Below are 20,735 nucleotides of genomic sequence, written 5' to 3' on the forward strand. Positions count from 1 at the left end.
CTGGGCTCAGTGCCCCAGGACCCGGACGCTGTGTTCCCGGCCGTGGTGGCGGAGGCGCCAGTGGCCGAAGCGGTTCAACAGGGCCAGGGCCCGATCCCGCCGCACCCGCAGGCGATCTTCGTTGCAGGCCCACCGGCCATTGACCTGATTGACCACCAGTTGGGAGTCGCCATAGATTTCCACCCGGGCCGTGGCCGGATCGGCGCCGCTATCCTCCAGGCGCTTCAAAGTGGCCTCCAGCGCGGAGATGAGGGTATCGTATTCGGCCTCGTTGTTGGTCACCCGGTCGCCAAAGCGGAGCTGGACCACCTGTTGGGGCTGTCCAGGCCAGCGCAGGGCATAGCTGCCATAGCCCAGCCCCGGGTTGCCCTTGCTGCCCCCGTCGAAGATGATGACAATGGGCTGTTCCGGCGCCTGGCCGGGCAGGGGAGGCATGGCGTGGGGCTCGACGGCCCCGTCCACCTCCGTGGGGGCGCCCCGCACCACCTTGCCGCTAACCGGCGACTGATACTCGGTGTCGGAGGTAGCGGGCAGAGGGGTCGGGGTAGTCCGCCGGCTGGGTCGTGCACCCGGACGCCTGGCCAGGGCCGGCGCCACGGCCAGACGGTTGCGGTCGGTGAGCAGTTCCTCTGGCTCCCACAGGCCGCTCAGGCGCAGGCGCCGCTGCAGGCGCCGCCGCTGGTCAGGCGTCAACCCGGCGATGGCCTCCACCAGGGCCTCCAACGTCTGGTCCGTCTCTGCCATGGTCACCCTCCGGCTCCCTGGCCTCTGCCCGCCGCCCGGCCCATCTCCCATGCCTCCGGTGGTCGGCTCTGGCCTAGTTCAGGCCCGGCCGCATGGCCTGGCGGGAAGCCCGCTGGCGCTGGCGGGCCTTCTCCCAGAGGAACAGCAGGTTCGAGGCGTGGAATTGCTGGACGATACCGCCCAGGGGGATGCGGCTGCGGCCGAACTGCTCGATATCGTGTTGCAGCAGGTCATGTTTGGTGGCGCCAGAGGCCATCAACTCGTCCACCACCCGCTGGATATCGTTGAGGTATTTGATGCTGGCGTTGATGCTGCTGGTCACTTCGCCCCGCAGCAGGATGTCGCCGTGGCCCTGGACAATGCTCTCCAGATTGTAATCGTGGAGATTGGCCAGGGACCGTTTGTACTGTTCGATGTCGCTGAAGGGGCTGGCAATCAGCGGGACCGGCATCATCAGATCGCTGGCAAAGAGCACCTTGTCCTCTCGCACGTGCACGGCGCAGACCTCCGGGCTGGGTCCGGGCGTGTTGAAGATGTGCACTGTCTTGCCGCCCAGGCGGATGAGCATCCCCTCGTTGAAGACCACCTTGGGCAGGCGCAGCTCCACCTCCCGCAGCTCCGGCGTGTGCTCTTTGGCCTCTTCCAATGCCTGGTAGGCGTACTGGATCAACATCTCCCGACAGCGTTCGTGGGCAATGAGCTCGGCCTCGGGAAAGAGGTAAGAGCCATAGACGTGGTCGGCATGGCTCACCGTGTTGATCACGTACTTGATCCCGGCCGGGCAGATGCGCTCGGCGAACTCGATGATCTGGCGGGTTTCCGACGGAAAGGGAAGGGTATCGATCAGGATGCCGCCTTCCGGTGTCACCACCAGGCCGGCGTTGACTTCCAGGTAGAGCTCGCTGGTGAAGACCCAGGTGTCATCGGCGACGCGCGTTCGAATGATGGACACGGCTTTCTCCTCTTTGCCCCCAATCTTCTGGCATCGATTTGGCAGCTGCACAACAGGCCCTCATGGGCATCTGCAAGCAGGAAACAGTCCAAGCACAAAAGTGTAGCACAAGGGGCTGGCCCTCGTCAAAAGAGTAGACATAATTCCACAAAGCGCTTCTGGGGGCAGGGGCGCCCCAGCTATTGGCTCCAGGGCAACGTTGCCCCTCAACGTTTTCCAGCCACGTCTTCCCAATAAGAAACCGCCCGATCAGAGATCGGGCGGCATAGACTCCGCAGAACCGTGTGGACAGTGGGTACGAACCTGCGTAAGCAGGTGGGTGCTGACTGGGCGCTTCCGTCTTGCCCCGGCCGAGGCCAGGGCTAACACTTCCACGCCACTTCATCATGCTCCCTTTTGTAAAGTGTTGGCTCGCCCCGGCATTCTATCCGAATCACGAGTTCCGCAGAGTCATTGATACTATAGCACAACTGGCGCTATAGATCAAAGTCCGCCCAATTTCCGCCCAAAGGCCTCTCCGCGATGGCCCGCTCACCGGCCGCGTTGGCGCTGCTCCAGGCGCTCCACGACCGCGGCCACCCCGGGGTGGGTGGGGATCAGGGCCAGGGCCTCCAGCAGCAGGTCGACGCGTGCGGGTTCCTGCACCCAGGGGGCCAGCACCAGCAGCCGGGACAACAGTTCTTCCCGGCCGCTGGCCACCAGGCAGACGGCCAGGTAGCGGCAGGCGTCCAGGTGTGCGCCCTGCTGGAGGTAGTCCATCAGAAAGTCCACGTGATGGGGCCCGGTCCTGTGTTGCAACAGAAGGTCGAAGAGGCCCACCAGCACCACCTCCTCTGTGGCCCCGGCATAGCGCTCCACCAGGCCGGGTAGCAATTCCTCGGGCAACTCCACCAGGTGGCGTAGACATTCGGAGGTTACCTCCGGCAGGCAGTGGCTGGCCGGCTGGGTTACGTAGTAGTAGAGGGGCTGATAGGCCTCGTGGGCAGCCAGGAGGCGAACCGCTGTCAGTGCGGGTTCACCGGACATGGGATCGGTGTATTCGTCGGCCAGCAGCCGGACCGCGTGATAGGGCACCGTGGGGTCGTCCAGCTCCTGGAGGGCCAGGAGGGCCGCGCTACGCAACATGGCCGCTTCTTCCTTGAAGGCAGGCGGCGGAAACTCGTAGGTGGTCACAGCCTGCTGCAACAGGGAACGGTCGGCGGGGGTGGCCATGGGCCGCAGGGCCCGCACAATGGCGGCGCGAAGGTAAGTTCCCGGATCGGCAGCGCCCTGGCGAGCATTCAGGCGTTGGTACAGACGGTGGAGCGCCTCCCGGGCAGGCGGATGGGGATGCCGCTCCAAGACGGCCAGCGCGGCCTGGTGCACGGAGCGGCCGTACCGGGGCGTCAGCAGGGTCGCGGCGAAGGCCGCCTGGGCCGCCGGCTCATGGGCCAGCGCCTGGAGCTGTTGCATGGTCTCATCCTTGGGTCGTGCCATGGCGGCTTCTCCTGGCCCGTCTCCCTCAGTAGAGGCCCAGGGGGGGCTGCGCCGGCAATACCAGGCAGCCACCCTGCAAAGTGAAATGGTGGGGAAAGCGCTGCCGTTCCTCGGGGCAGGCGGCGGGCATGTACTGCCGCTGGTTGCATTCCAGGTAGTCCACCGAGAGGTCCAGGCGGGTGCACAGGTTGACGCTGTGCACCAGGGCCAGGCCAGGATTGGTCAGATCCTGGCAGGTGACGTACAGGCCATGGCGCTTCGCCCAGCAGTAGGCCAGCAGACAGTGGGTCTGGCCCTTACAGGTCTTCAGGGCCAGACCACTCCAGCCCAGCTCCTCCAGCAGGCGCAGCGCCTCCAGGCAATCCAGGCTTTCGTCCACAATCACCGGCTTCCGAGCGGCCACCCGGTGGAGGGTAAAGGTATAGGCGGCCAGGTCCCGGGGGGTGGGCTGCTCGATGTAATCCAGCGCGCCATAGGCGTCCGGCGCGTGCAAGGCCAGGCAGTGCAACATCTCCAGCAGGAAGATGTCGTCCGGGCAACCTTCATTGGGGTCGATGGAAAGGCGCACGAGGGCCGGCGGCAGGCCGGCCTGGACGGCCACCCGATAGACCGAGGCGATGCGCCGCACGTCCTCCTCGGGGTCGGTGCCCCGGGTCTTGATCTTGAAATTGGCCACCCCATCCCGACGGATCCAGCCCACCAGGTGGGCCGGCAACCCGGGCGCACAGGTACTCGACTCGCTTTCCTGGGGCCACAGCGGGTCGCCCAGGCCCACCACATGCTGGACACCCAGCCGCCGCCGACGGCCGGCCAGGAAGTCGGCGGGGAAGTGGCCCTGGAACCCGGGCCCCAGGTAGCTCCCCAGATCCCGGTTCAACCAGGTCGAGCTGTAAAAATCATAAACTTCGCCCCCCAGGCCACGTCCCCAGGCGTCGTGGATGGCGGCATCCAGGGGCGCCAGGCAGTTCATGGCGGCCAGCCGGGGCATGGATCCCGCCGGAAGCTCCGGCAACGCTTCCTCCACCCGCCGGGTCAGGATGGGCAAGGTCTGGGCCAGAGCCAGCCCCTTCTCCAGTGGGTCGGCATACTCGCCGTCGTGGGAGAGTGTCTCGGCCAACTGCTGGCAGAGGAGGCGCATGGCCCGGTCCTTCTGCTCATGGCTCAGGAGCGGGTGCGGGAAGGCCCACAGGTCGGACAGCAGGATGGCGCCGGTCCCCTGAACGGGGCGTCCATCCCGGGTGATGCCCTGCACCGTGGCCTGGGCATAGGTGATTTCCTCGATCACCCCCTTGCTCAGGTGCAGGGGGACGGCCAGCCGCTCATGGCGGAAAGTCATTGCCGCGTGGGTCACACGCACGTCCGACGGTTTGCCCATCTGGCTCCTCCTCGCCAGGTCCGGGGTGCCGCTACCCACGGTGGCACCAGGCGCGGTGGGCCTGGAGATCCCGGCCCAGCCGCCAGCGCCGTCCGAAGGCCGTCACCGCCACCTCCACCTGATCCTGGCCCACGGCCAGGTCCCCAGGCAGGGAAAGGTCGGCCGAGGGCACGGCGTTGCCCCGATAGGGCACCAGGAGGGTCAGGAAGGCCACGGAGCCGCTCCCACCGGATGCTCGCTGCGCGGCCAGCCGGATGGCGTTGCGGGGCTCCCGGGCGCCGTAGGTCCAGGCGTGCCAGCCTGGCTCCACCGCCAGGGAGAGGGGGACGGTGGCAGCCGTCTGCAGGAGCAGGTTGGCGTCGTCGAAGAGGGTGCGCACCCGCCCGGTGATGGCATCCACCGCCAGCTCGCCCGGCGCGAACTGGAAGTGGAGGGCCAGCTGCCCCGGCGCGTCGCCGATGGCCTCATCTAGCAGCACGAAGAAAGATTGGCCGGGGTTCGTCTTGTCCACGAACCAGAGGGTCCGGCGATGGGTCAGCCCGGGGTAGGAGAGGTTTTGCACGGCGACTACGTCCAGGTCGGCGCCACTCTGCCAGAGGAGCTGCGCCGCATCCACGGCGCTGTCCTGGCCGTCCAGGGTGAGGACGGGATGCACCCGGGTCTGCCGGTGCCAGGCCCGGGCCTCCAGGTCGTGGCCATAGGTGTAGAAGCCGGTGTCGGGCATCAGCCAGCGGCCATAGGCAAAGAGTTCGAAGGTGCCGTTGTCCGGCGTGTCGTGGGAGCTGATGGCAGGCGGCGAGCAGTGGAGGGCCAGGTAGACCTGCTCCGGGCCCCAGTCGTTGCGCAGGGCATACATGCCTGCCTCCCGGAAGGCGAAACTCTGGGGCGGCAGCAACTGGGTGCGCTCCAGCCGGGCCAGCGCGGCGTACTTGGGGTCGCCCAGCACCTCGCTGGCCTGCAGAAGCGCGCTGTACAGGGGCCAACTGCTCCGGTCGGACCAGTCTACCCGGGGGCGGGCGGTGTCGCCGAACATGGGAAAGCCCAGCTCCGGGGTGGCCATGCCGAAGAGGTAGTCGTAATTCTTGCGGATCATCTCCCGGTAGTCCGGGGGCACGGGGATACCCATGGCATCCAGGCGCCCGGCGATCTCGACCGCATCCTGCAGCACGGCCAGGTGATAGCCACCGCACCACTCCCGCTGGACGCCATCGCCGGTGCACTGGGCCAGGTAGACCTCGCGGGTCCGCTCCAGGCCCAGCTCCAGCCACTGGCGCGCCTCCTTGAACTCCGGGAAGGTGTAGGCCACGTTGACAAAGCCCCGCTGCTCGAAGACCGCCTTGTTGTGGACCTTGCCCATGGGGATCTGGGCCGTCTTCACCTGATGGTCGTAGAGGGAGGCGAGGAAGATGGCCAGGAATTCGGGGGTGAAGGCCTGGGCGTGGACCAGGGTGCGGAAGGCGTTGCAGAGTTGGGTGGCCCGAATCCCGGTCTGGAGGTCCAGCCAGGCGAAGCCTTCCCAGTAGGTGTAGACGGGGTGGGTGCGGCGGTGCTCCTCCAGGGGATGCTTGGCGATCCAGTCGGTGGTGAGCTCCACGAAGGTGCGGGCGTAGCGTTCGTCGCCCGTGGCGGCATAGGCCGTGGCCAGGGGCTGAGCCCAGTAGAAGCGATAGACCGCAGCCACCCACTCGATGTCGCCGGCAGGATCCCAGGCCCAATCGATCTCGGGGCCGTAGTCCGCCGGCGGGTAGGGGCCCCACTGGAAGACGTGATTCACCAGGTTGTCGGCGGTGGCGATGACCTTGTCCACATCCTGCTGGGGAGCGGGGCGCGCCCATCGGGAGTTCTGGCCGGGCGTGGCAAAGGGCGCATCGGGCGCCGTTTCTTGCCGGGGATAGCGCCGCCGGTAGTAATCCAGCAGCGCCGTCAGGGCGGCGTCCTGGCCCTGGGCCATCGCGGCCCGGACGGCCTCCAAGCCGGGGCGATCCAGGTCCAGTTTGTCCAGCACCGCCTGGGGCGGCAGGGAGTGGAGCTCGATCTCCCAGCCCTGGGCGGGTCGAAAGGAGAAAGCCGGGCGGGCACGCTGGCCGCGCGCCGGCTGGGAAGTCTCTGTCATCTGGGAATTCCTCCTCACAGCGCGCCCTGGAGCTCCAGCTCCTCGGCGAAGTGACATGCGGCCCAGTGGCCAGGCTCCACCTCCCGCAGGGCTGGCTCTTCTTCCCGGCAGCGGGCCTCGGCGTAGCGACAGCGGGGGTGGAAGTAGCAGCCGCTGGGCGGGTGGGCCGGGTCAGGCACATCTCCCTCCAGCACGATGCGTTCCCGGCGCAGGGTGGGGTCTGGCTGGCGCACGGAAGCCAGCAGCGCCTCGGTGTAGGGATGCTTGGGCGAGAAGAAGAGGGCCTCGTTGTCGGCCATCTCCACCAGCTTGCCCACGTACATCACCACCACCCTGTCGCTCAGGTGTTGGACCACGCTGAGATCGTGGGCGATGAAGATGTAGGAAAGGTGGAACTCCTCCTGGAGATCCTGGAGCAGGTTGAGGGTCTGGGCCTGGATGGAGACATCCAGCGCGGAGACGGGCTCGTCGGCCACGATGAGCTGAGGGTTCAGGGCCAGGGCCCGGGCGATGCCGATGCGCTGGCGCTGGCCGCCGCTGAAGGCGTGGGGATAGCGTCGCATGTACTCGGGCCGCAGGCCGACCCGGCGCAGGAGCTCGGCCACCCGCTCTTCCACCTCCTTGCCCCGGGCCACCCGGTTCACCACCAGGGGCTCCCCCACGATCTCCAGCAGGGTCATGCGGGGGTTGAGGGAGGAGAAGGGATCCTGAAAGATCATCTGCATGTTGAGGCGGACGTGGCGCAGCTCCTCCTTGGTGGCCTTGGCCACGTCGATGGGGCCCAGCTCCTTGTCGTGGAAGATGATCTCGCCGGCAGTGGGCTGGATGGCCCGGAGGATGCAGCGGCTGGCGGTGGTCTTGCCGCAGCCGCTCTCCCCCACCAGGCCCACCGTCTTTCCCTCGGGGACGGTGAAACTGACGTCGTCCACCGCCTTGACCTGGCCCACCACCCGGCGCAGGAAGCCCTTGGTGATGGGGAAATATTTTTTCAGGTGCCGTACTTCCAGAATGGGTTTCTCATTCAACGCTTGTGGCTCGCTCATGGTGTGCAATCGTTTCGTCGTAGAGGACACAGTTGACCAGATGGCCGTCACCCACATCCACCGTCCTGGGCGTCACCCGGTTACAAATGCCGGGGATCGCCTGGGGGCAGCGGGTGTGGAAGGGACAGCCGGGTGGGACGTTGAAGGGCGAAGGGACCATGCCCCGGATGGCGTTCAGGCGCTTCTTGCGGTTCCGGTCGATGCGGGGGATGGACTGGAGCAGCGCCTGGGTGTAGGGGTGTTTGGGCCGCTGGAAGAGATCCAGCACGCTGGCCCGCTCCACCACCTGACCCAGGTACATGACGATCACCTCCTGGGCCATCTCGGCGATGACGCCCAGGTCGTGGGTGATGAACATGATAGCCATGCCCAGCTCTTCCTGGAGATCCTGCATCAACTGCAGGATCTGGGTCTCGGTGGTGACGTCCAGCGCGGTGGTGGGCTCATCGGCGATGAGGAGGCTGGGCCGGCAGACCAGGGCCCGGGCGATCATGGCCCGCTGGCGCATGCCGCCGGAGAGCTCCCAGGGGTAGCTGTCGATGACCTGGTGGGGACGGGGGAGGCCGCAGCGTTGGAGCATGTCGATGGCAATCTCCCGGGCTTCCTTCTTGTCCACAGGCAGGTGGATCAGGATCCCCTCCATGATCTGGTTGCCGATGGTCAGCACCGGTGAGAAGGAGGTCATGGGCTCCTGGAAGACCATGGAGATGTCCCCCCCGCGGATGGCCCGCATGGTGGAGCCATTTTCGTCCAACTGCACCAGGTCGAGCACCTCTTCCTGCTGGCTGGCATCGCCCGGTTCCGGCCGACGATGGAAGAGGATCTGTCCCTCCACGATCCGGCCCGGCCGGTCCACGATGCGCAGGATGGAGCGGCCGGTGATGCTCTTGCCGCAGCCGCTCTCTCCCACCACGCCCAGGGTCTGGCCTGGGCGGATGGTGAAGCTCACCCCGTCTACCGCCCGGACGATGCCTTCGTCCAGGAAGAAATAGGTCTTGAGATTGTTGACTTCCAACAGTCGTTCGTCAGGTGCCATGGGCAATCCTTCGCTCCAACCGTTACGCATACGGATCGGCGGCGTCCCGCAGGCCGTCGCCCACGAAGTTGAAGGCCAGCACCGCGATCACCACGAAGAAGCCGGGCAGGAGCAGCCAGGCGGCGTTGGCCACCGTCTGGAAGTTCTGGGCCTCCTGCAGCAGCACCCCCCAACTGATCACCGGCGGCTGCAGTCCCAGCCCCAGGAAGCTGAGGCTGGTCTCGCCCAGGATCATGCCGGGGATGGAGAGGGTGAGGGAGGCGATCAGGTGGCTGGCAAAGGACGGGACCAGGTGGCGCACGATGATGCGCATTTCGCTGGCGTTGATGAGCCGGGCTGCCACCACGAATTCCTCTTCCCGCAGGGCGATGAACTTACCCCGCACCACCCGGGCCAGGCCGCTCCAGCCGATGATGGAGAGGATGATGGTGATGCCGAAGTAGGTCTTCACCGGCGACCAGTCGGCCGGCAGCGCGGCGCTGAAGCCCATCCACAGGGGGATGGAGGGGATGGAGATGAGCAGTTCGATGACCCGCTGGACGATGACGTCGATGGTGCCGCCGTAGTAGCCGGAAATGCCGCCGATCAGGGTCCCCAGGATCATGCTCAGAAAGACCCCCACCAGCCCCACGGTCAGGGAAATGCGGGAGCCGTAGATGATGCGGGAGAAGAGGTCCCGGCCCAGGCGGTCGCCCCCCAAGAGGTAGAGGGGCTCGTCTGCGTCCTTCAGGCCGAAGAGGTGGATGTTGCCCGGAAAAAGCCCGAAGAGCTTGTATTCATCGCCCTCCACAAAAAAGTGGAGGTAGTATTTGCGTTCCCGGTCTTCTTCGTAGACCAGCTTAAAGGTCTCCATGTCCCGGGTGGCTTTGTAACCGTACACAAAGGGGCGCCAGGAAAAACCATTCTCGTCCACAAAGTGGATCTTGCGGGGGGGTGCATAGGTCAGGTTTTGGTACACCTCCCGGGGGTCGTTGGTGGCGACAAATTCGCAGAAGGCAGCGCCAAAGTAGAGCAGGCCCAACACCACCAGGCTGAGGACCGCCATCCGATGTTTGCGGAAGCGCCACCACATGAGCCGCCACTGGGACGCCACATAGATCTCCTCGCCTTCTTCCTTGAAGCCCGGCAGGAGGATTTCGCCGCTCTCTTCCACCGGCGGGACCAGGGTCTGGTCCACATCTTGGGCACGTTCAACGGTCATGCGATCTCTTCTCTCCCATTCCCTCAGTACGGTCTGGCGTCAATACCACGGCAGAAATTCCGGGCGCCCTCTGGGCGCGCTCCCTCTGGTGGAACCGATCGGCTAAGCCGCGGGCCAGAGGCCCGCTCGGCGAATTTCTGCCGGGATTGACTCAGGCATTTTCCCGTTCAAAGCGGATGCGCGGGTCCACCACGGCCAGCAACAGATCCGAAAGCAGGGTGCCGATCACCGTCAGCACGCTGAGCATCATGATGAAGCTGCCGGCCAGGTACATGTCCTGGTTGAGCAGGGCGTTGAGGAGCAGCGGGCCGGTGGTGGGCAGGCTCAGCACCACCGAGACGATGGTTGCGCCGGAGACCAGTTGGGGCAGAATCCAGCCGATGGTGCTGATGAAGGGGTTGATGGCGATGCGCACGGGATATTTAAAAAGCAGCTTCAGCTCTGAGACGCCGTTGGCCCGGGCAGCGACCACGTAGGGTTTGCGCAGTTCGTCCAGCAAGTTGGCCCGCATGGTGCGCACCAGCCCTGCCGTGCCGCCGGTCCCCAGGACGATGATGGGCACCCACATGTGCTTCAACATGTCTACAAACTTGGCCCAGCTCCAGGGGGCATCCACGAATTCCCGGGAAAAGAGGCCCGTCAGGGCCACGCCCCAATAGTCGAAGGCCAGCCAGAGCAACACCAGGGCAATCATGAAGTTGGGAATCCCCAGGCCGATGAAGGAGATGGCCGTAAAAATGTAGTCGCCCGGTGAATACTGCTTCACCGCCGAATAGATGCCAATGGGCAGGGCCGTGACCCAGATGAAAAGCACCGTGAACAGGGAAACGGCAAAGGTCAGGGCCAGGCGCTCCCAGATCAGGTCTGAAACAGGCCGGTTCCACTCGAAGGAGATGCCCATGTCGCCATGGAGCAGGCGCCACAGCCACTTCACATAGCGGATGTAGATGGGCTGATCCAGCCCGTAGAGCTGCCGCATGGCTGCGATCTGGTCCTGGCTGGCCTCAGTCCCCTGGGCCGACAGGTTCGCCATGTACGCCGTCAGGTAGTCTCCCGGTGGCAGCTCGATGATGGCGAAGCTGATCATGGAGATGATCAGCAGGGTTGGAATGATGTACAGGATTCGCCGAATAGTGTACGCTATCATGGACGGTCCTCATCAAACAGGTTCCAAATTCTGCAGCAAGGGCACCCACCCTGTAGACCTGCGTCAGGCCAGCACGCCGATCCAGGGCTCCCAGGGGCCGAGCACCGGCGTCACAGGGACAGGCTCCCTCGCGCCTCCTGCCACACTCCAGGTGGGAGAGACAAGCTCTCCCTCGCCCACAGGGAAAGAAAGGGACAGCCCCAGGCGCTGGTCGCTGAAGTTGGCCGCGCACAGATAGCCGTCCACCGTGGCGGCGAAGGCGTCTTCCCCAACGGCGTGGCGCTCCAGCGCCTGGGCCGTGGTCTCCGCCGCGGTCTGGGCCGGACACCAGAGGGCGACCAGCTCGGCAATGGTGGCGCCGGCCGGGTAATCGGTCGGGCGATCCTGGAGGCTGAGGATCAGGTCATCCTTGACCGCGTGCCACACCGGGAAATGGTGGCGGTGATGGTAGATGGGCCGGCCGCTGCCCTGAAAGACCAGGCCAAAGCGGTCGTCCACGTTGACCCAGCCGGTATCGCCCAGTTCCACCCAGCGATCGTCATCTGGGTGGGGCGCGGGGTAGCCCACGAAGGTCTCCTGGTGGCCAGCCCAGGCCACTCGACGCCGCCCCCGGCGGTCGGGATGGTCGCCGAAGTAGCCGTCGTTGATGATGCTCAGGAAGCCCTGTTGCACCCGCTCTACGGTGACCGCCTGGCTGGCGACCAGGCGCTCGTAGGTCAGGCACTTGCCGTTGGGCAGGGAGGCGAAGTAGACGAAACGGCGCACGGCATCCTGGGCCAGATCCTGGACCAGGGTCACGGCCACCTGATCGGCACCCTCTCGGATCTTCAGCACGCGCTCCTGGGTGCTCTCGGCCCGATCCCGCACGTGGATGGTGGCCAGCATGGACCCCTCGGTGGGGCCGATGTCCCGCAGGCCGGCCTGGGTGGCAGGGAGCACCATGGTGCGGTTGCGCCAGGCCAGGCTGGTCCGTCCGTGGGGATGGCGGTGTAGCAGCGCGCCGCCGTGGGGATAGACGGCCACGCCGGCCATGCGCCGCTCGAAATCCGCCCGGGGGGTGGGTGGCATGTCCGGTCCCGTCAGCCGGTGGGCCAGATAGGCACAAGCCAGGGAGATGGCCATCCGCTCCCGCATCAGGGCGGGATCCTGCTGGCCGTGGCAATATTGGACCGTTTCTTCCGGCACCATGCGCCCGCCGTGGGCCACGGAAGCTTTTTCCACCGTGGCCAGGGCCAGGCGCTCCAGGTAGGCCCCATCCGGATCCCGCAGGTAGCAGTTGGCCACCGCGTGGGTGTGGCAGACGGCCTGATAGGCGAAGTAGGGCCAGTCCATCCCCTGGACGCAGTGGAAGGCGCCGGTTTCGTCGCACCATCGTTTGAGCAGGTCGTAGGTGTCCTGCCGGTGCCAGTACATGTGGGGCGGGATAGGCTGCCCGGTAAGGGTCAACAGGTTCATGGCTGTGCCGGAAAGGTTGAGCGCGCTGGCCATGTAGCTGGGGTGGACGAAGCCGTGGTTTTCCGCGGTACCGTCGGGGAGGGTGGTGTAGGTGCGGCCGCAGAGCTCGCGCACCGTCTTGCCGTCGGCGAAGGGCGCGTGGTTGATGGAATCCTGGGGACGGCTGGTGGTGTGGAACATCCATCGTTTCGCCTGTTCCCACCAGTCAGGCTGCTGGGGATGGCCGGGCAAGAGGGCCATGCTGGCCACCAGCCCCAGGGCCGTCCAGCCGTTCTCCTCCGTCTGGGTGTCGTAGTAGACGCCGGAACGGGGCGCCATGGTGCCAAAGCGGGCCAGGTAGTCCAGCGCGATGTGGGCCAGCATGGTACGCTCTTCCTCGCCCAACAGGTCCTGGATCAGGGCGGCGGTCAACGCCAGGTAGGCGATGGTGTTGCCACACTGGCTCTCCCGGAAGAAGCCCTGGCCCCGCTCGCCCCACTTGGTTCCCGCGGGTTCCGGCCGCCCCCAGCTTTCCAGGGGGCGCACGCAGTCCTCCGGGCCGGTGTCGTGGGTGAAGCAGAGGTAGCGCAGACCCTTGCGCGCGATCTGACGCAGCTCCTGGGCGGAGATGCCGGCGGCCTGGGCGTCAAATTCAGGCGAGGAGGCGGCCAGGGCCAGGGTGGCGATGGGCTGGCAGGTGTCCTGGCCATACCAGAGCACGCCGCCGAAGAAGTGGCCACAGTCGGGCCGGCCGGGCCAGTCGTTGTAGTAGCGCAGGGCCACCGGAATCCAGCGGGTGATCACGGCCAGGTAGCGCCGGCTCATCTCCGTCTCAACGGCCGGGAGCTGCATCTTGCTGAAGTCGGGCAGGTGTAGGCTGCCTGGGATGGAGGCTCTCATGGTTCGCGATCTGCCTGCAGAAAGTCTCATATGAATGGGGGGCGGACGAGGAGCGACGACCCAGCCGGTAGGCGTGCTGCCGGCGTGTCGGCGTCGCCCCTCGCAGCCCAGCCATTACCCCGGGCTCAGCTCTGTTTGAAGAACCAGGTCCAGGGGTTGGCGTTGTTGGGCGAGCCGTTGATGGTGCCGTGGAGGTGCTGTTCCGGGACGTTGCGGAAGTTGTTCTTGACGATGACGGGCACCAGGGTGGCTGTGACACAGCCCACGATCCACAGGTTCTCCATGTTGAGCTCGTAGATCTGCATGGCCAGTTCGAAGCGCTCCTCGTCGGTGGGCGCGGCCTTGGCCTGTTCATAGAGGTCGATGACCTTCCGTAGATCGCCCTGGGGCTCCTTGCCCTGGGTGCCGCCACTCTGATACCAGAGGCCGGAGGCCGGGCCAATGCGGGCTGCCGTGCCGTAGGGCATCACCCACCAGGGGTAGACCAGGAACAGGGGATAGACATCCTCCGAGGTCTGATAGGCCACCACGGCCAGTTCGTTGGCCGCCAGCTTTTCGTAGTGGACCGAGCGCTCCTGGTTGTCGATGACCATCTTCAGGCCCACGTCGGCCAGGTAGTTCTTGACCATCTCGCTGGGCTCCACGATGTCGCCGAACTGGGAAACGGTAATGGTGATGGGGCCGGTGCCGTCCGGCCGCAGGCGGAAGCCATCGCTATCCCGTTCCGTCAGACCCAGCTCGTCCAACATCTGGTTGGCCAGGTCCGGGTCGTACTGGGCGTAGTAGTCGGCCCACTCCTGGCGGTACCCCCGGCTTTCGGGCAACAGCGTCCGTTGCCGGGGGATGCCGGTCCCCAGCCAGACCACCTGGTTCATCTCCTCCCGGTTGATGGCCACGGAGATGGCCTTGCGGAAATCGGGATTCTGAATCAGGCTGGCCAGGAACTCGTCCCCTTCCCAGTCCTGGTTAAACTGGAGGCAGTAGGCCGTGCCCGCAGTGCTGGACCACTGGAGGACCCGGTAGTCGCCCTTCTCCCGGTTTTCCATGTAGAGGGGCATATCCTTGACCGCCAGATGGCGGGACTGCATGTCGATTTCGCCGGCCACCGCCTTGAGGTTGATCAGCTCCCGATCCTGGAGCAGCTCGTGGGTGACGGTGTCGATGTAGGGGAGCTGGTTGCCGGCCTCGTCGATCTTCCAGTAGTAGGGGTTGCGCTCCATCTTGAAGAGGGCGGCGGTGGGCTCGGACTTGACCACCCAGGGGCTGAGCACGGGCAGCTCCGGATTGTTCAGCCACTCGTTGCGGGCCTGGAAGAGCTGGAACCAGGTCTCGTAGCCGGCCTCCTCCACCTTGGCCTGGAGCTCGTCGGGATCGGCATAATCGATGAAGAACTGGGACATGTAATGTTTGGGCAGGAAAGGTTCGAACTCGCTGGCCAGCTGCAGCTCGAAGAGGCCATAGGGTCGGGAGAAGGAAATTTTGATGGTGTGGTCGTCCACCTTCTCCATCTTGCCGAACTCGTCCCCCAGCATCATGCGGGTATGCTTGACCGGGGTGAGCTCCTCGTTGAGCTGGGCCTCATACCAGAACATCATATCGTCGGCGGTGAAGGGTTCCCCATCGGACCAGCGGATGCCCTCCCGCAGGTGGATGGTGAACTCGGTGGCGTCGTCGTTGATCTCCCAGGACTCGGCCACATTGGCGATCACGTGGCTGCTGTCCGGGCTCCAGGAGAGCAACTTCTCGTGCCGCAGCCGCCAGATGCCGTAGGCGTCCGACGGACCCAGCCAGACTCGACGCCAGTCGCCGCCGTACTGACCGATTTCTTCCACCACGGGCACCACCAGGGGGGAGACCGGCAGGCGCTCTTCCACGGGCGGTAGCTGGCCTGCGTTGACCAGCTCCTGCAGCATGGGCGCCTCGCCATAGCGGGAAGAGCCCTGAGCGGGTGCAGCACTCCCCGAGGTGGCCGGGGCCTCTGTAGCCGGTGCGGGCGCCTCCGCGGCCGGGGCCGTTTCACCGCCACCAGCCGCCCCACAAGCGGCCAAAGCCAGGCTGCCCGCGGTGAGGGCTGAAAGGTGGAGGAACTGGCGTCGGCTGACCTGTCGCTTCTCGTTCATGGGGTTTCACTCCTTTGCGAAAATGATAGAGACCCTATCCCTGCAACTCGTCCCACAGGCTCTCCGGTATTTCGGCCATGTAGATTTGGGCCAGGCCGGTGCGGTCGGAGTTAAAGAAAACGCGGCGGCGATCCGGGCTGAAGAACGGGTGGGGGTGGGTGTACTGGGGGCGCCCGAAGGAGGCCCCCGACCGGCAGAGGAGGCGATAGCGCCCCGTCTCCAGGGAGCCCACCACGATTTCGCCCTCAGGTCGGACGTCGCTCACAAACCAGCGGCCATCCCGGGAGGCAGCCGGGTGGCAGAAGTCCATCCCCCGGGCCACCACGGTGGGCGCCTCATCTCCCTCGCCGATGGTGACCAGGTTGCCAGCCTCGATCTCCCCGGAGAGGGTGCTGAGGATGCGGCCGGTGGTGCCGATCCAGCACTGGTGCCCCTGGACTGGCGCGCTGTAGGGCTTGCCGATGGCCAGGCGGCGAACGTTTTGGCCATCCATGTCCACCAGGTAGAAGGTCGCCCCCTCCGGTCCCACCAGCCGGACGATGTTACCGGCCTCGTCCAGTTGCCCTCCCCGGTTGTGCTGCACCAGCAGATCGCGACCGCCTCCAGGGTCGAACTGCATGTGGGGGTTGAGAATCTCCGGATCCCGGTGGATGATCTGGGCTTCCCGCAGAAGCAGGTCCACCCGTAGCAGGCCGAAATCTCCCTCCGGCAGCCAGACGCCGGTGACGTACCAGCGGCCATCCGGGCTGATGGTGGCCAGGGGGTAGGGCCGCCGGTATCCCCGAATTTGCAGGACTGGTTCCCGCTCAAAGGTGGAGAGATCCACCCGCTCCAGGGTCCAGTCGGTGGGCGCCTGCACGGAGAGATAACAGAGCCAGCCGCCGTCGGGCGCCATGACCGGCGCGGTCACGGGCATCTCTCCCGAGGTGAGACGGATCAACTGCAGACTCTCCGTATCCCCCAACCAGAACTGATTGGGCCGGTCCAGGCTGGCGAAGCGGTTGAAGATGAAATAGCGGGAGTCGGGGGAGAAGATGGGTGCTTCAGGATAGATATGGGTGCTGATACAGGCCGCACTGGTGAGCTGGACGATTTTGGCCCCCGACTCTGGATCGTACCAGGGGCGCAAGCTCTCGGCATACGAAACTGGCCTGGCCATGGATGGCACCCTCCCTTTGACGTGAATGGGCCCGGTAGGTTGTAGAGACGCACGGCCGTGCGTCTCTACAACCCTGTTACGCCTGGCGGAAGAACCAGGTCCAGGGGCGGGCGTTGCCCGGCGAGCCGTTGACGGTGCCGTGGAGATGCTTCTCCGGCACATTGCGGAAGTTGTTCTTCACCACCACCGGCGTCTCGCTCACGGCCACGCAGCCCACGGTCCACAGGTTTTCGGCGTTGATGCGCATCATCTCCATGGCCGCCTGGAAGCGCTCCTCCTCGTTGGGCGTGGCCTTGGCCTGCTCGTACAATTCGATCACCCGGCGCAGGTCGCCCTCCGGCTCCACCCCCTGCTGGCCGTTGGTCTGGTACCAGAGGCCGGAAAGGGGCGCAATGCGGGAGGAAGTGCCGTAGGGCATCACCCACCAGGGGTAGACCAGGAAAAGGGGGTAGATCATCTCCTCGTTGCCCCAGGGCGCCACCTGCAGCTCGTTGGCGTGCATCTTCTCGTAGTGGACGGAACGCTCCTGGGTGTCGATGACCGTCTTGACCCCCACCGCCTCCCAGTAGGACTTGACCAGCTCGGTGGGATCGCTGCCGATGTTGTTGGGATGGGCGATGACGATGGTGAGAGGGCCGCTACCGTCGGGCAGGAGGCGGAAGCCCTCGCTATCCCGCTCCGTCAGGCCCAGCTCGTCCAGCATCTGGTTGGCCCGTTCCGGATCATATTCGGTGTAGGCGGTGGCCCACTCCTCGTTGAAGCCGGGGCTCTGGGGGAGCAGGGTGGACTGACGTGGGGTGCCCAGGCCCAGGTAGACCACCTGGTTCATCTCCTCCCGGTTGATGGCCAGGGAGAGGGCCCGCCGGAAGTCCACGTTGCGCAGAAATTCGGCCACCTTGGGATCGGCGTCGTAGTTCTGGTTGAACATGAGACAGTAGCTGCTGCCCTGGGTGGTGGGCCACATGAGGACCCGATAGTCGCCCTTCTCGCGGTTTTCCATGTAGAGGGGGAGGTCATTGACGCCCAGGTGGCGGGACTGCATGTCCACCTCCCCGGCCACCACCTTCAAGGTCACCAGCTCCCGTTCCTGCAGCAATTCGTGCATAATGGTATCGATGTAGGGCAACTGGTTGCCGGCCTCGTCCACCTTCCAATAGTACGGGTTGCGCTCGGCCGGCCAGAGGGTCACCGTGGGCTCCGCCTTGACCACCCAGGGGCTGAGCACCGGCAGATCTGGATTCTGGGACCAGGAGCTGCGCAGGGAGAAGAGCTGTTGAGGCTGGTCAAGGCCCGCTTCCTGGAGCTTGGCGTCCAGCTCGGCCGGATCCGCGTGGGCCGGGTCGAACTGCTGCATGTAGTGTTTGGGCAGGTAAGGCTCGAACTCGCTGGCCATCTGCAGTTCGAAGAGGCCGTAGGATTTGGAGAAGGAGATCTTGACCGTGTAGTCGTCTACCTTCTCCATCTTGCCGAACTCATCGCCCAGGCTCATGCGCACGTTCTTCACCGGCGTCAGATCCGGGTTGAGCTGGACCTCGTACCAGTAGAGCATATCGTCGGCGGTGAAGGGCTCGCCATCGGACCAGCGCATCCCCTCCCGCAGGTGGATGGTGAACTCGGTCCCATCTTCGTTGACCTCCCAGGATTCGGCCACGTTGGGCGTGACGTAGGTGCTGTCGGCGCTCCAGCGCAGCAACGTCTCGTGGCGCAGGCGCCACATGCCGTAGGCATCCGACGGCCCCAGCCAGACCCGGCGCCAGGTGCCGCCATACTGGCCGATCTCCTCCTCCACTTCTGAGACCAGGGGATTGAGGGGCATGCGCTCGTCCACCGGCGGTAACTGCCCCTGGTTGACCAACTCCCGCAACATGGGTGCTTCGTTGAAGCGGCTACCTGTCCCGGCCTCCACAGCGGCCGGTGCCGAAGTCGCCGCCGGCGCAGCAGCCGGTTCCGCCGGGGCCGGACTGGCCGGCGAGCCGCATGCCGCCGCCACAACCCCTACGACCGAGGCACCGGATATCCACAAAAATTGACGACGGCTGATGGTTGACCGTGTGGCCATCTGTTCCTCCTTCTGAACTTGTTTTCGACCTTGTCTATCACCAGAAATCCACGGCAATACAGGCTGGCTTCGATGCCCCGGTCGAAACCTGGCGGCATCTGATTCGGAGGACAGGGATCGACAAAGCGCTGCCGGGGTTCACCGGCGTTGGAACAAACTGCCTGACCCGGTGGCCAGGGTGGCCACGGGCAGGATCCTAACCAGCAGAGGGGCAAAAAGAGTTTATCGGAACTCAGGCAAAAAACTTAGGCGAACAGACTCACCCGATCGGCGGGCAACATGCCAGCAGAGGTGCGCACGGGGGAGAAGAGCTCATGCAAGACCAGACTGGCGGCGCCCACAGCGGGAGCATCTTCTTTGAGCATGGAGGCGACCAGCGACATCTGGGCCAGATGCGTCGGCAGGGCCCGCTGGTGGAGTTCCTGCCGGAGGGGCTGCAGCAGGTAGTCGCCCGCCAACGCCATGGGGCCGCCGATGACCACCATGTCCAGGTTCAGCAGGTTGATGGTGGATCCCAGGGCGATGCCCAGCCACCGCCCCACCTCGGCAAAGGCCTGCAGGGCAGCCGGAGCCCCAGCCTCGGCAGCCGCCACCACATCCTCCAGCTTCAGGTGGTCGAAGTTTTCCTGCATGGCCCGGGACATGGCCGCGTCGGGCATCTCCCGCAGGAGCTGCCGCACCCGGCTCAAGAGCACGCCGGTGGTCGCCAGCGTGGCCAGGCAGCCCCGGTTGCCACAGCGGCAAAGGGCGCCGTCCGGCTGGACGGTAAAGTGCCCCAGTTCACCGGCGCCAAAATTCCGGCCCAGGTAGGGTTGGCCGTTGATGACCAGCCCGGCCACGATCCCGCTGCCCACCCGCACGTAGAGGAGGTTGGAGACATCCTTCCCCACGCCATACCAGCGTTCTCCCCAGGTGGCCGCGGTTCCGCGGGAGAAGACGGCCACCGGGAAGGGGAAGCGGCTGTTCAGCTCTGCCCCAAGGGGTACATCCCGCCACGGCAACATCACCGAGAGGGTCACCGTCCCGGACGAGGGGTCCACGATGCCCGGCACACAGACGCCCATGGCCAGAATGCAGGCGGGATCCACGCCGTCCACAGCCTCGGTGACACAGGCCTCCAACACCGGGATCAGGCGCTCGGGGGAGAGGTCGGTGCTGCCCACGGCGCGGTAGACCCGGCGAATGGGTTCGGCATGCAGGTTGGTCAGCACCACCCGACACTCCTCGTCGGTCAACTCGGCCCCCAGGGTAAAATTGGCGTCGGCCACCAGGGAGAGGAGGATACGGGGTCGGCCCACCGGCGGGTTCTGGTTGCCCACCTCTTCCACCAGTCCAGCCTCCATCAACTCCGCCACGATGGAGGAGACCGTCGCCTTGCTCAGGCCGGTCAGCCGGACCAGATCGCTGCGGGAGATCTGGGCGTTACGCCGGATCTGATCCAGGATGAGACGTCGGTTGAGTTCTTTGCCGCTTTCCGGGCGGGCAACCCATGTGGTCATGCACTCCCCCAGTTTGTTTCCACACAAAACTAAAGGCAGGGCTATTGTAACACAGCCTATTTTTCACGTCAACCGGAAATTTTACACCTTTTACACAACCTTTTCACATCTCGCCTGATTCGACTCGCCCCACAGATCTCACAGATGACCCTAGATTTCCCAGGGAAAGAGTCCGTGCCACCCGTGTAATCCGTGGCTTTTCGCAGGAGAGTCTATCATGTCATCCATGCAACCTGTGAAATCCGTGAAGCCCAGATGAATTTCCCGGGCCCCTCTACGACGCCGCGTCACCATCCGTTCAGCCGTCGACTCGGGCAGCATCGGGCGAGCCAAAGGCCCACCCCTACGAGAACCGGTGCCCCCTTCCATGGGCGCAGCCCATCTTGCGCTCCGTTTCCTTCGCCTTCATGGGGTACCTCCATGAATCTGGCGACCTGACTCATTCACGAGCCATGTCAGATCCCCGCGCTGGCAGGC

General features: G+C 65.3%; 14 protein-coding genes and 1 other RNA gene. All 15 read right to left on the minus strand.

All coding sequences use genetic code 11. The annotated features are described in order from the left end of the window. Nucleotides 1-6: 6 nt before the first annotated feature. The 15 genes from FKZ61_RS12885 to FKZ61_RS12955 all read right to left on the minus strand — a co-directional run bounded on the left by FKZ61_RS12885 (nucleotide 7) and on the right by FKZ61_RS12955 (nucleotide 20,258). Complete coding sequence (locus FKZ61_RS12885; RefSeq protein ID WP_170199652.1) at nucleotides 7-744, minus strand: ribonuclease HI family protein; 738 nt, start codon at nucleotides 742-744, stop codon at nucleotides 7-9. A 73-nt stretch (nucleotides 745-817) separates the two neighbouring features. Then, on the minus strand, nucleotides 818-1,696 hold the full coding sequence (locus FKZ61_RS12890) for an MBL fold metallo-hydrolase (protein WP_170199654.1): 879 nt from the start codon (nucleotides 1,694-1,696) through the stop codon (nucleotides 818-820). A gap of 265 nt (nucleotides 1,697-1,961) precedes the next feature. Beyond that, nucleotides 1,962-2,150: non-coding RNA, 6S RNA (gene ssrS / locus FKZ61_RS12895), on the minus strand. Between the two features lie 77 nt (nucleotides 2,151-2,227). Beyond that, a complete protein-coding gene (locus tag FKZ61_RS12900) occupies nucleotides 2,228-3,172 on the minus strand; it encodes a HEAT repeat domain-containing protein (RefSeq protein ID WP_141610535.1) in 945 nt (314 codons plus the stop codon). A gap of 25 nt (nucleotides 3,173-3,197) precedes the next feature. After that, a complete protein-coding gene (locus FKZ61_RS12905) occupies nucleotides 3,198-4,547 on the minus strand; it encodes an enolase C-terminal domain-like protein (protein ID WP_141610536.1) in 1,350 nt (449 codons plus the stop codon). A gap of 31 nt (nucleotides 4,548-4,578) precedes the next feature. Beyond that, the gene (locus FKZ61_RS12910; RefSeq protein ID WP_170199656.1) at nucleotides 4,579-6,660 is read right to left on the minus strand and encodes an alginate lyase family protein; all 2,082 of its coding nucleotides are present in this window, start codon (nucleotides 6,658-6,660) and stop codon (nucleotides 4,579-4,581) included. A gap of 14 nt (nucleotides 6,661-6,674) precedes the next feature. After that, nucleotides 6,675-7,703, minus strand: a complete 1,029-nt coding sequence (locus FKZ61_RS12915) for an ABC transporter ATP-binding protein (RefSeq protein ID WP_141610538.1) — start codon at nucleotides 7,701-7,703, stop codon at nucleotides 6,675-6,677. Beyond that, complete coding sequence (locus tag FKZ61_RS12920; RefSeq protein WP_141610539.1) at nucleotides 7,678-8,739, minus strand: ABC transporter ATP-binding protein; 1,062 nt, start codon at nucleotides 8,737-8,739, stop codon at nucleotides 7,678-7,680. Before FKZ61_RS12920 ends, FKZ61_RS12915 begins: the two co-directional genes overlap by 26 nt. A 22-nt stretch (nucleotides 8,740-8,761) precedes the next feature. Next, on the minus strand, nucleotides 8,762-9,940 hold the full coding sequence (locus tag FKZ61_RS12925) for an ABC transporter permease (protein WP_141610540.1): 1,179 nt from the start codon (nucleotides 9,938-9,940) through the stop codon (nucleotides 8,762-8,764). A 151-nt stretch (nucleotides 9,941-10,091) separates the two neighbouring features. Next, nucleotides 10,092-11,087, minus strand: coding sequence for an ABC transporter permease (locus FKZ61_RS12930; RefSeq protein WP_141610541.1), 996 nt, complete (start codon nucleotides 11,085-11,087; stop codon nucleotides 10,092-10,094). 63 nt (nucleotides 11,088-11,150) lie between these two features. After that, nucleotides 11,151-13,421, minus strand: coding sequence for a hypothetical protein (locus FKZ61_RS12935; protein ID WP_141610542.1), 2,271 nt, complete (start codon nucleotides 13,419-13,421; stop codon nucleotides 11,151-11,153). 125 nt (nucleotides 13,422-13,546) lie between these two features. Further along, complete coding sequence (locus FKZ61_RS12940) at nucleotides 13,547-15,541, minus strand: ABC transporter substrate-binding protein (protein ID WP_141610543.1); 1,995 nt, start codon at nucleotides 15,539-15,541, stop codon at nucleotides 13,547-13,549. A gap of 34 nt (nucleotides 15,542-15,575) precedes the next feature. Further along, nucleotides 15,576-16,700, minus strand: coding sequence for a PD40 domain-containing protein (locus FKZ61_RS12945; protein WP_170199657.1), 1,125 nt, complete (start codon nucleotides 16,698-16,700; stop codon nucleotides 15,576-15,578). Nucleotides 16,701-16,776: 76 nt separating this feature from the next. Then, on the minus strand, nucleotides 16,777-18,759 hold the full coding sequence (locus FKZ61_RS12950) for an ABC transporter substrate-binding protein (protein ID WP_141610544.1): 1,983 nt from the start codon (nucleotides 18,757-18,759) through the stop codon (nucleotides 16,777-16,779). A gap of 245 nt (nucleotides 18,760-19,004) precedes the next feature. Continuing rightward, nucleotides 19,005-20,258, minus strand: coding sequence for an ROK family transcriptional regulator (locus FKZ61_RS12955; RefSeq protein WP_141610545.1), 1,254 nt, complete (start codon nucleotides 20,256-20,258; stop codon nucleotides 19,005-19,007). Nucleotides 20,259-20,735 lie beyond the last annotated feature (477 nt).

The sequence above is a fragment of the Litorilinea aerophila genome (assembly GCF_006569185.2).
In the GTDB taxonomy this organism is placed as follows: Bacteria; Chloroflexota; Anaerolineae; order Caldilineales; family Caldilineaceae; genus Litorilinea; species Litorilinea aerophila.

Excerpts from the sequence above, each read along its gene's own strand:
- FKZ61_RS12930 (WP_141610541.1), bottom strand. The coding sequence starts at position 11,087 with ATGATAGCGTACACTATTCGGCGAATCCTGTACATCATTCCAACCCTG.
- FKZ61_RS12955 (WP_141610545.1), bottom strand. The coding sequence starts at position 20,258 with ATGACCACATGGGTTGCCCGCCCGGAAAGCGGCAAAGAACTCAACCGA.
- FKZ61_RS12945 (WP_170199657.1), bottom strand. The coding sequence starts at position 16,700 with ATGGCCAGGCCAGTTTCGTATGCCGAGAGCTTGCGCCCCTGGTACGAT.
- FKZ61_RS12920 (WP_141610539.1), bottom strand. The coding sequence starts at position 8,739 with ATGGCACCTGACGAACGACTGTTGGAAGTCAACAATCTCAAGACCTAT.
- FKZ61_RS12940 (WP_141610543.1), bottom strand. The coding sequence starts at position 15,541 with ATGAACGAGAAGCGACAGGTCAGCCGACGCCAGTTCCTCCACCTTTCA.
- FKZ61_RS12905 (WP_141610536.1), bottom strand. The coding sequence starts at position 4,547 with ATGGGCAAACCGTCGGACGTGCGTGTGACCCACGCGGCAATGACTTTC.
- FKZ61_RS12885 (WP_170199652.1), bottom strand. The coding sequence starts at position 744 with ATGGCAGAGACGGACCAGACGTTGGAGGCCCTGGTGGAGGCCATCGCC.
- FKZ61_RS12910 (WP_170199656.1), bottom strand. The coding sequence starts at position 6,660 with ATGACAGAGACTTCCCAGCCGGCGCGCGGCCAGCGTGCCCGCCCGGCT.
- FKZ61_RS12915 (WP_141610538.1), bottom strand. The coding sequence starts at position 7,703 with ATGAGCGAGCCACAAGCGTTGAATGAGAAACCCATTCTGGAAGTACGG.
- FKZ61_RS12900 (WP_141610535.1), bottom strand. The coding sequence starts at position 3,172 with ATGGCACGACCCAAGGATGAGACCATGCAACAGCTCCAGGCGCTGGCC.
- FKZ61_RS12950 (WP_141610544.1), bottom strand. The coding sequence starts at position 18,759 with ATGGCCACACGGTCAACCATCAGCCGTCGTCAATTTTTGTGGATATCC.
- FKZ61_RS12925 (WP_141610540.1), bottom strand. The coding sequence starts at position 9,940 with ATGACCGTTGAACGTGCCCAAGATGTGGACCAGACCCTGGTCCCGCCG.
- FKZ61_RS12935 (WP_141610542.1), bottom strand. The coding sequence starts at position 13,421 with ATGAGAGCCTCCATCCCAGGCAGCCTACACCTGCCCGACTTCAGCAAG.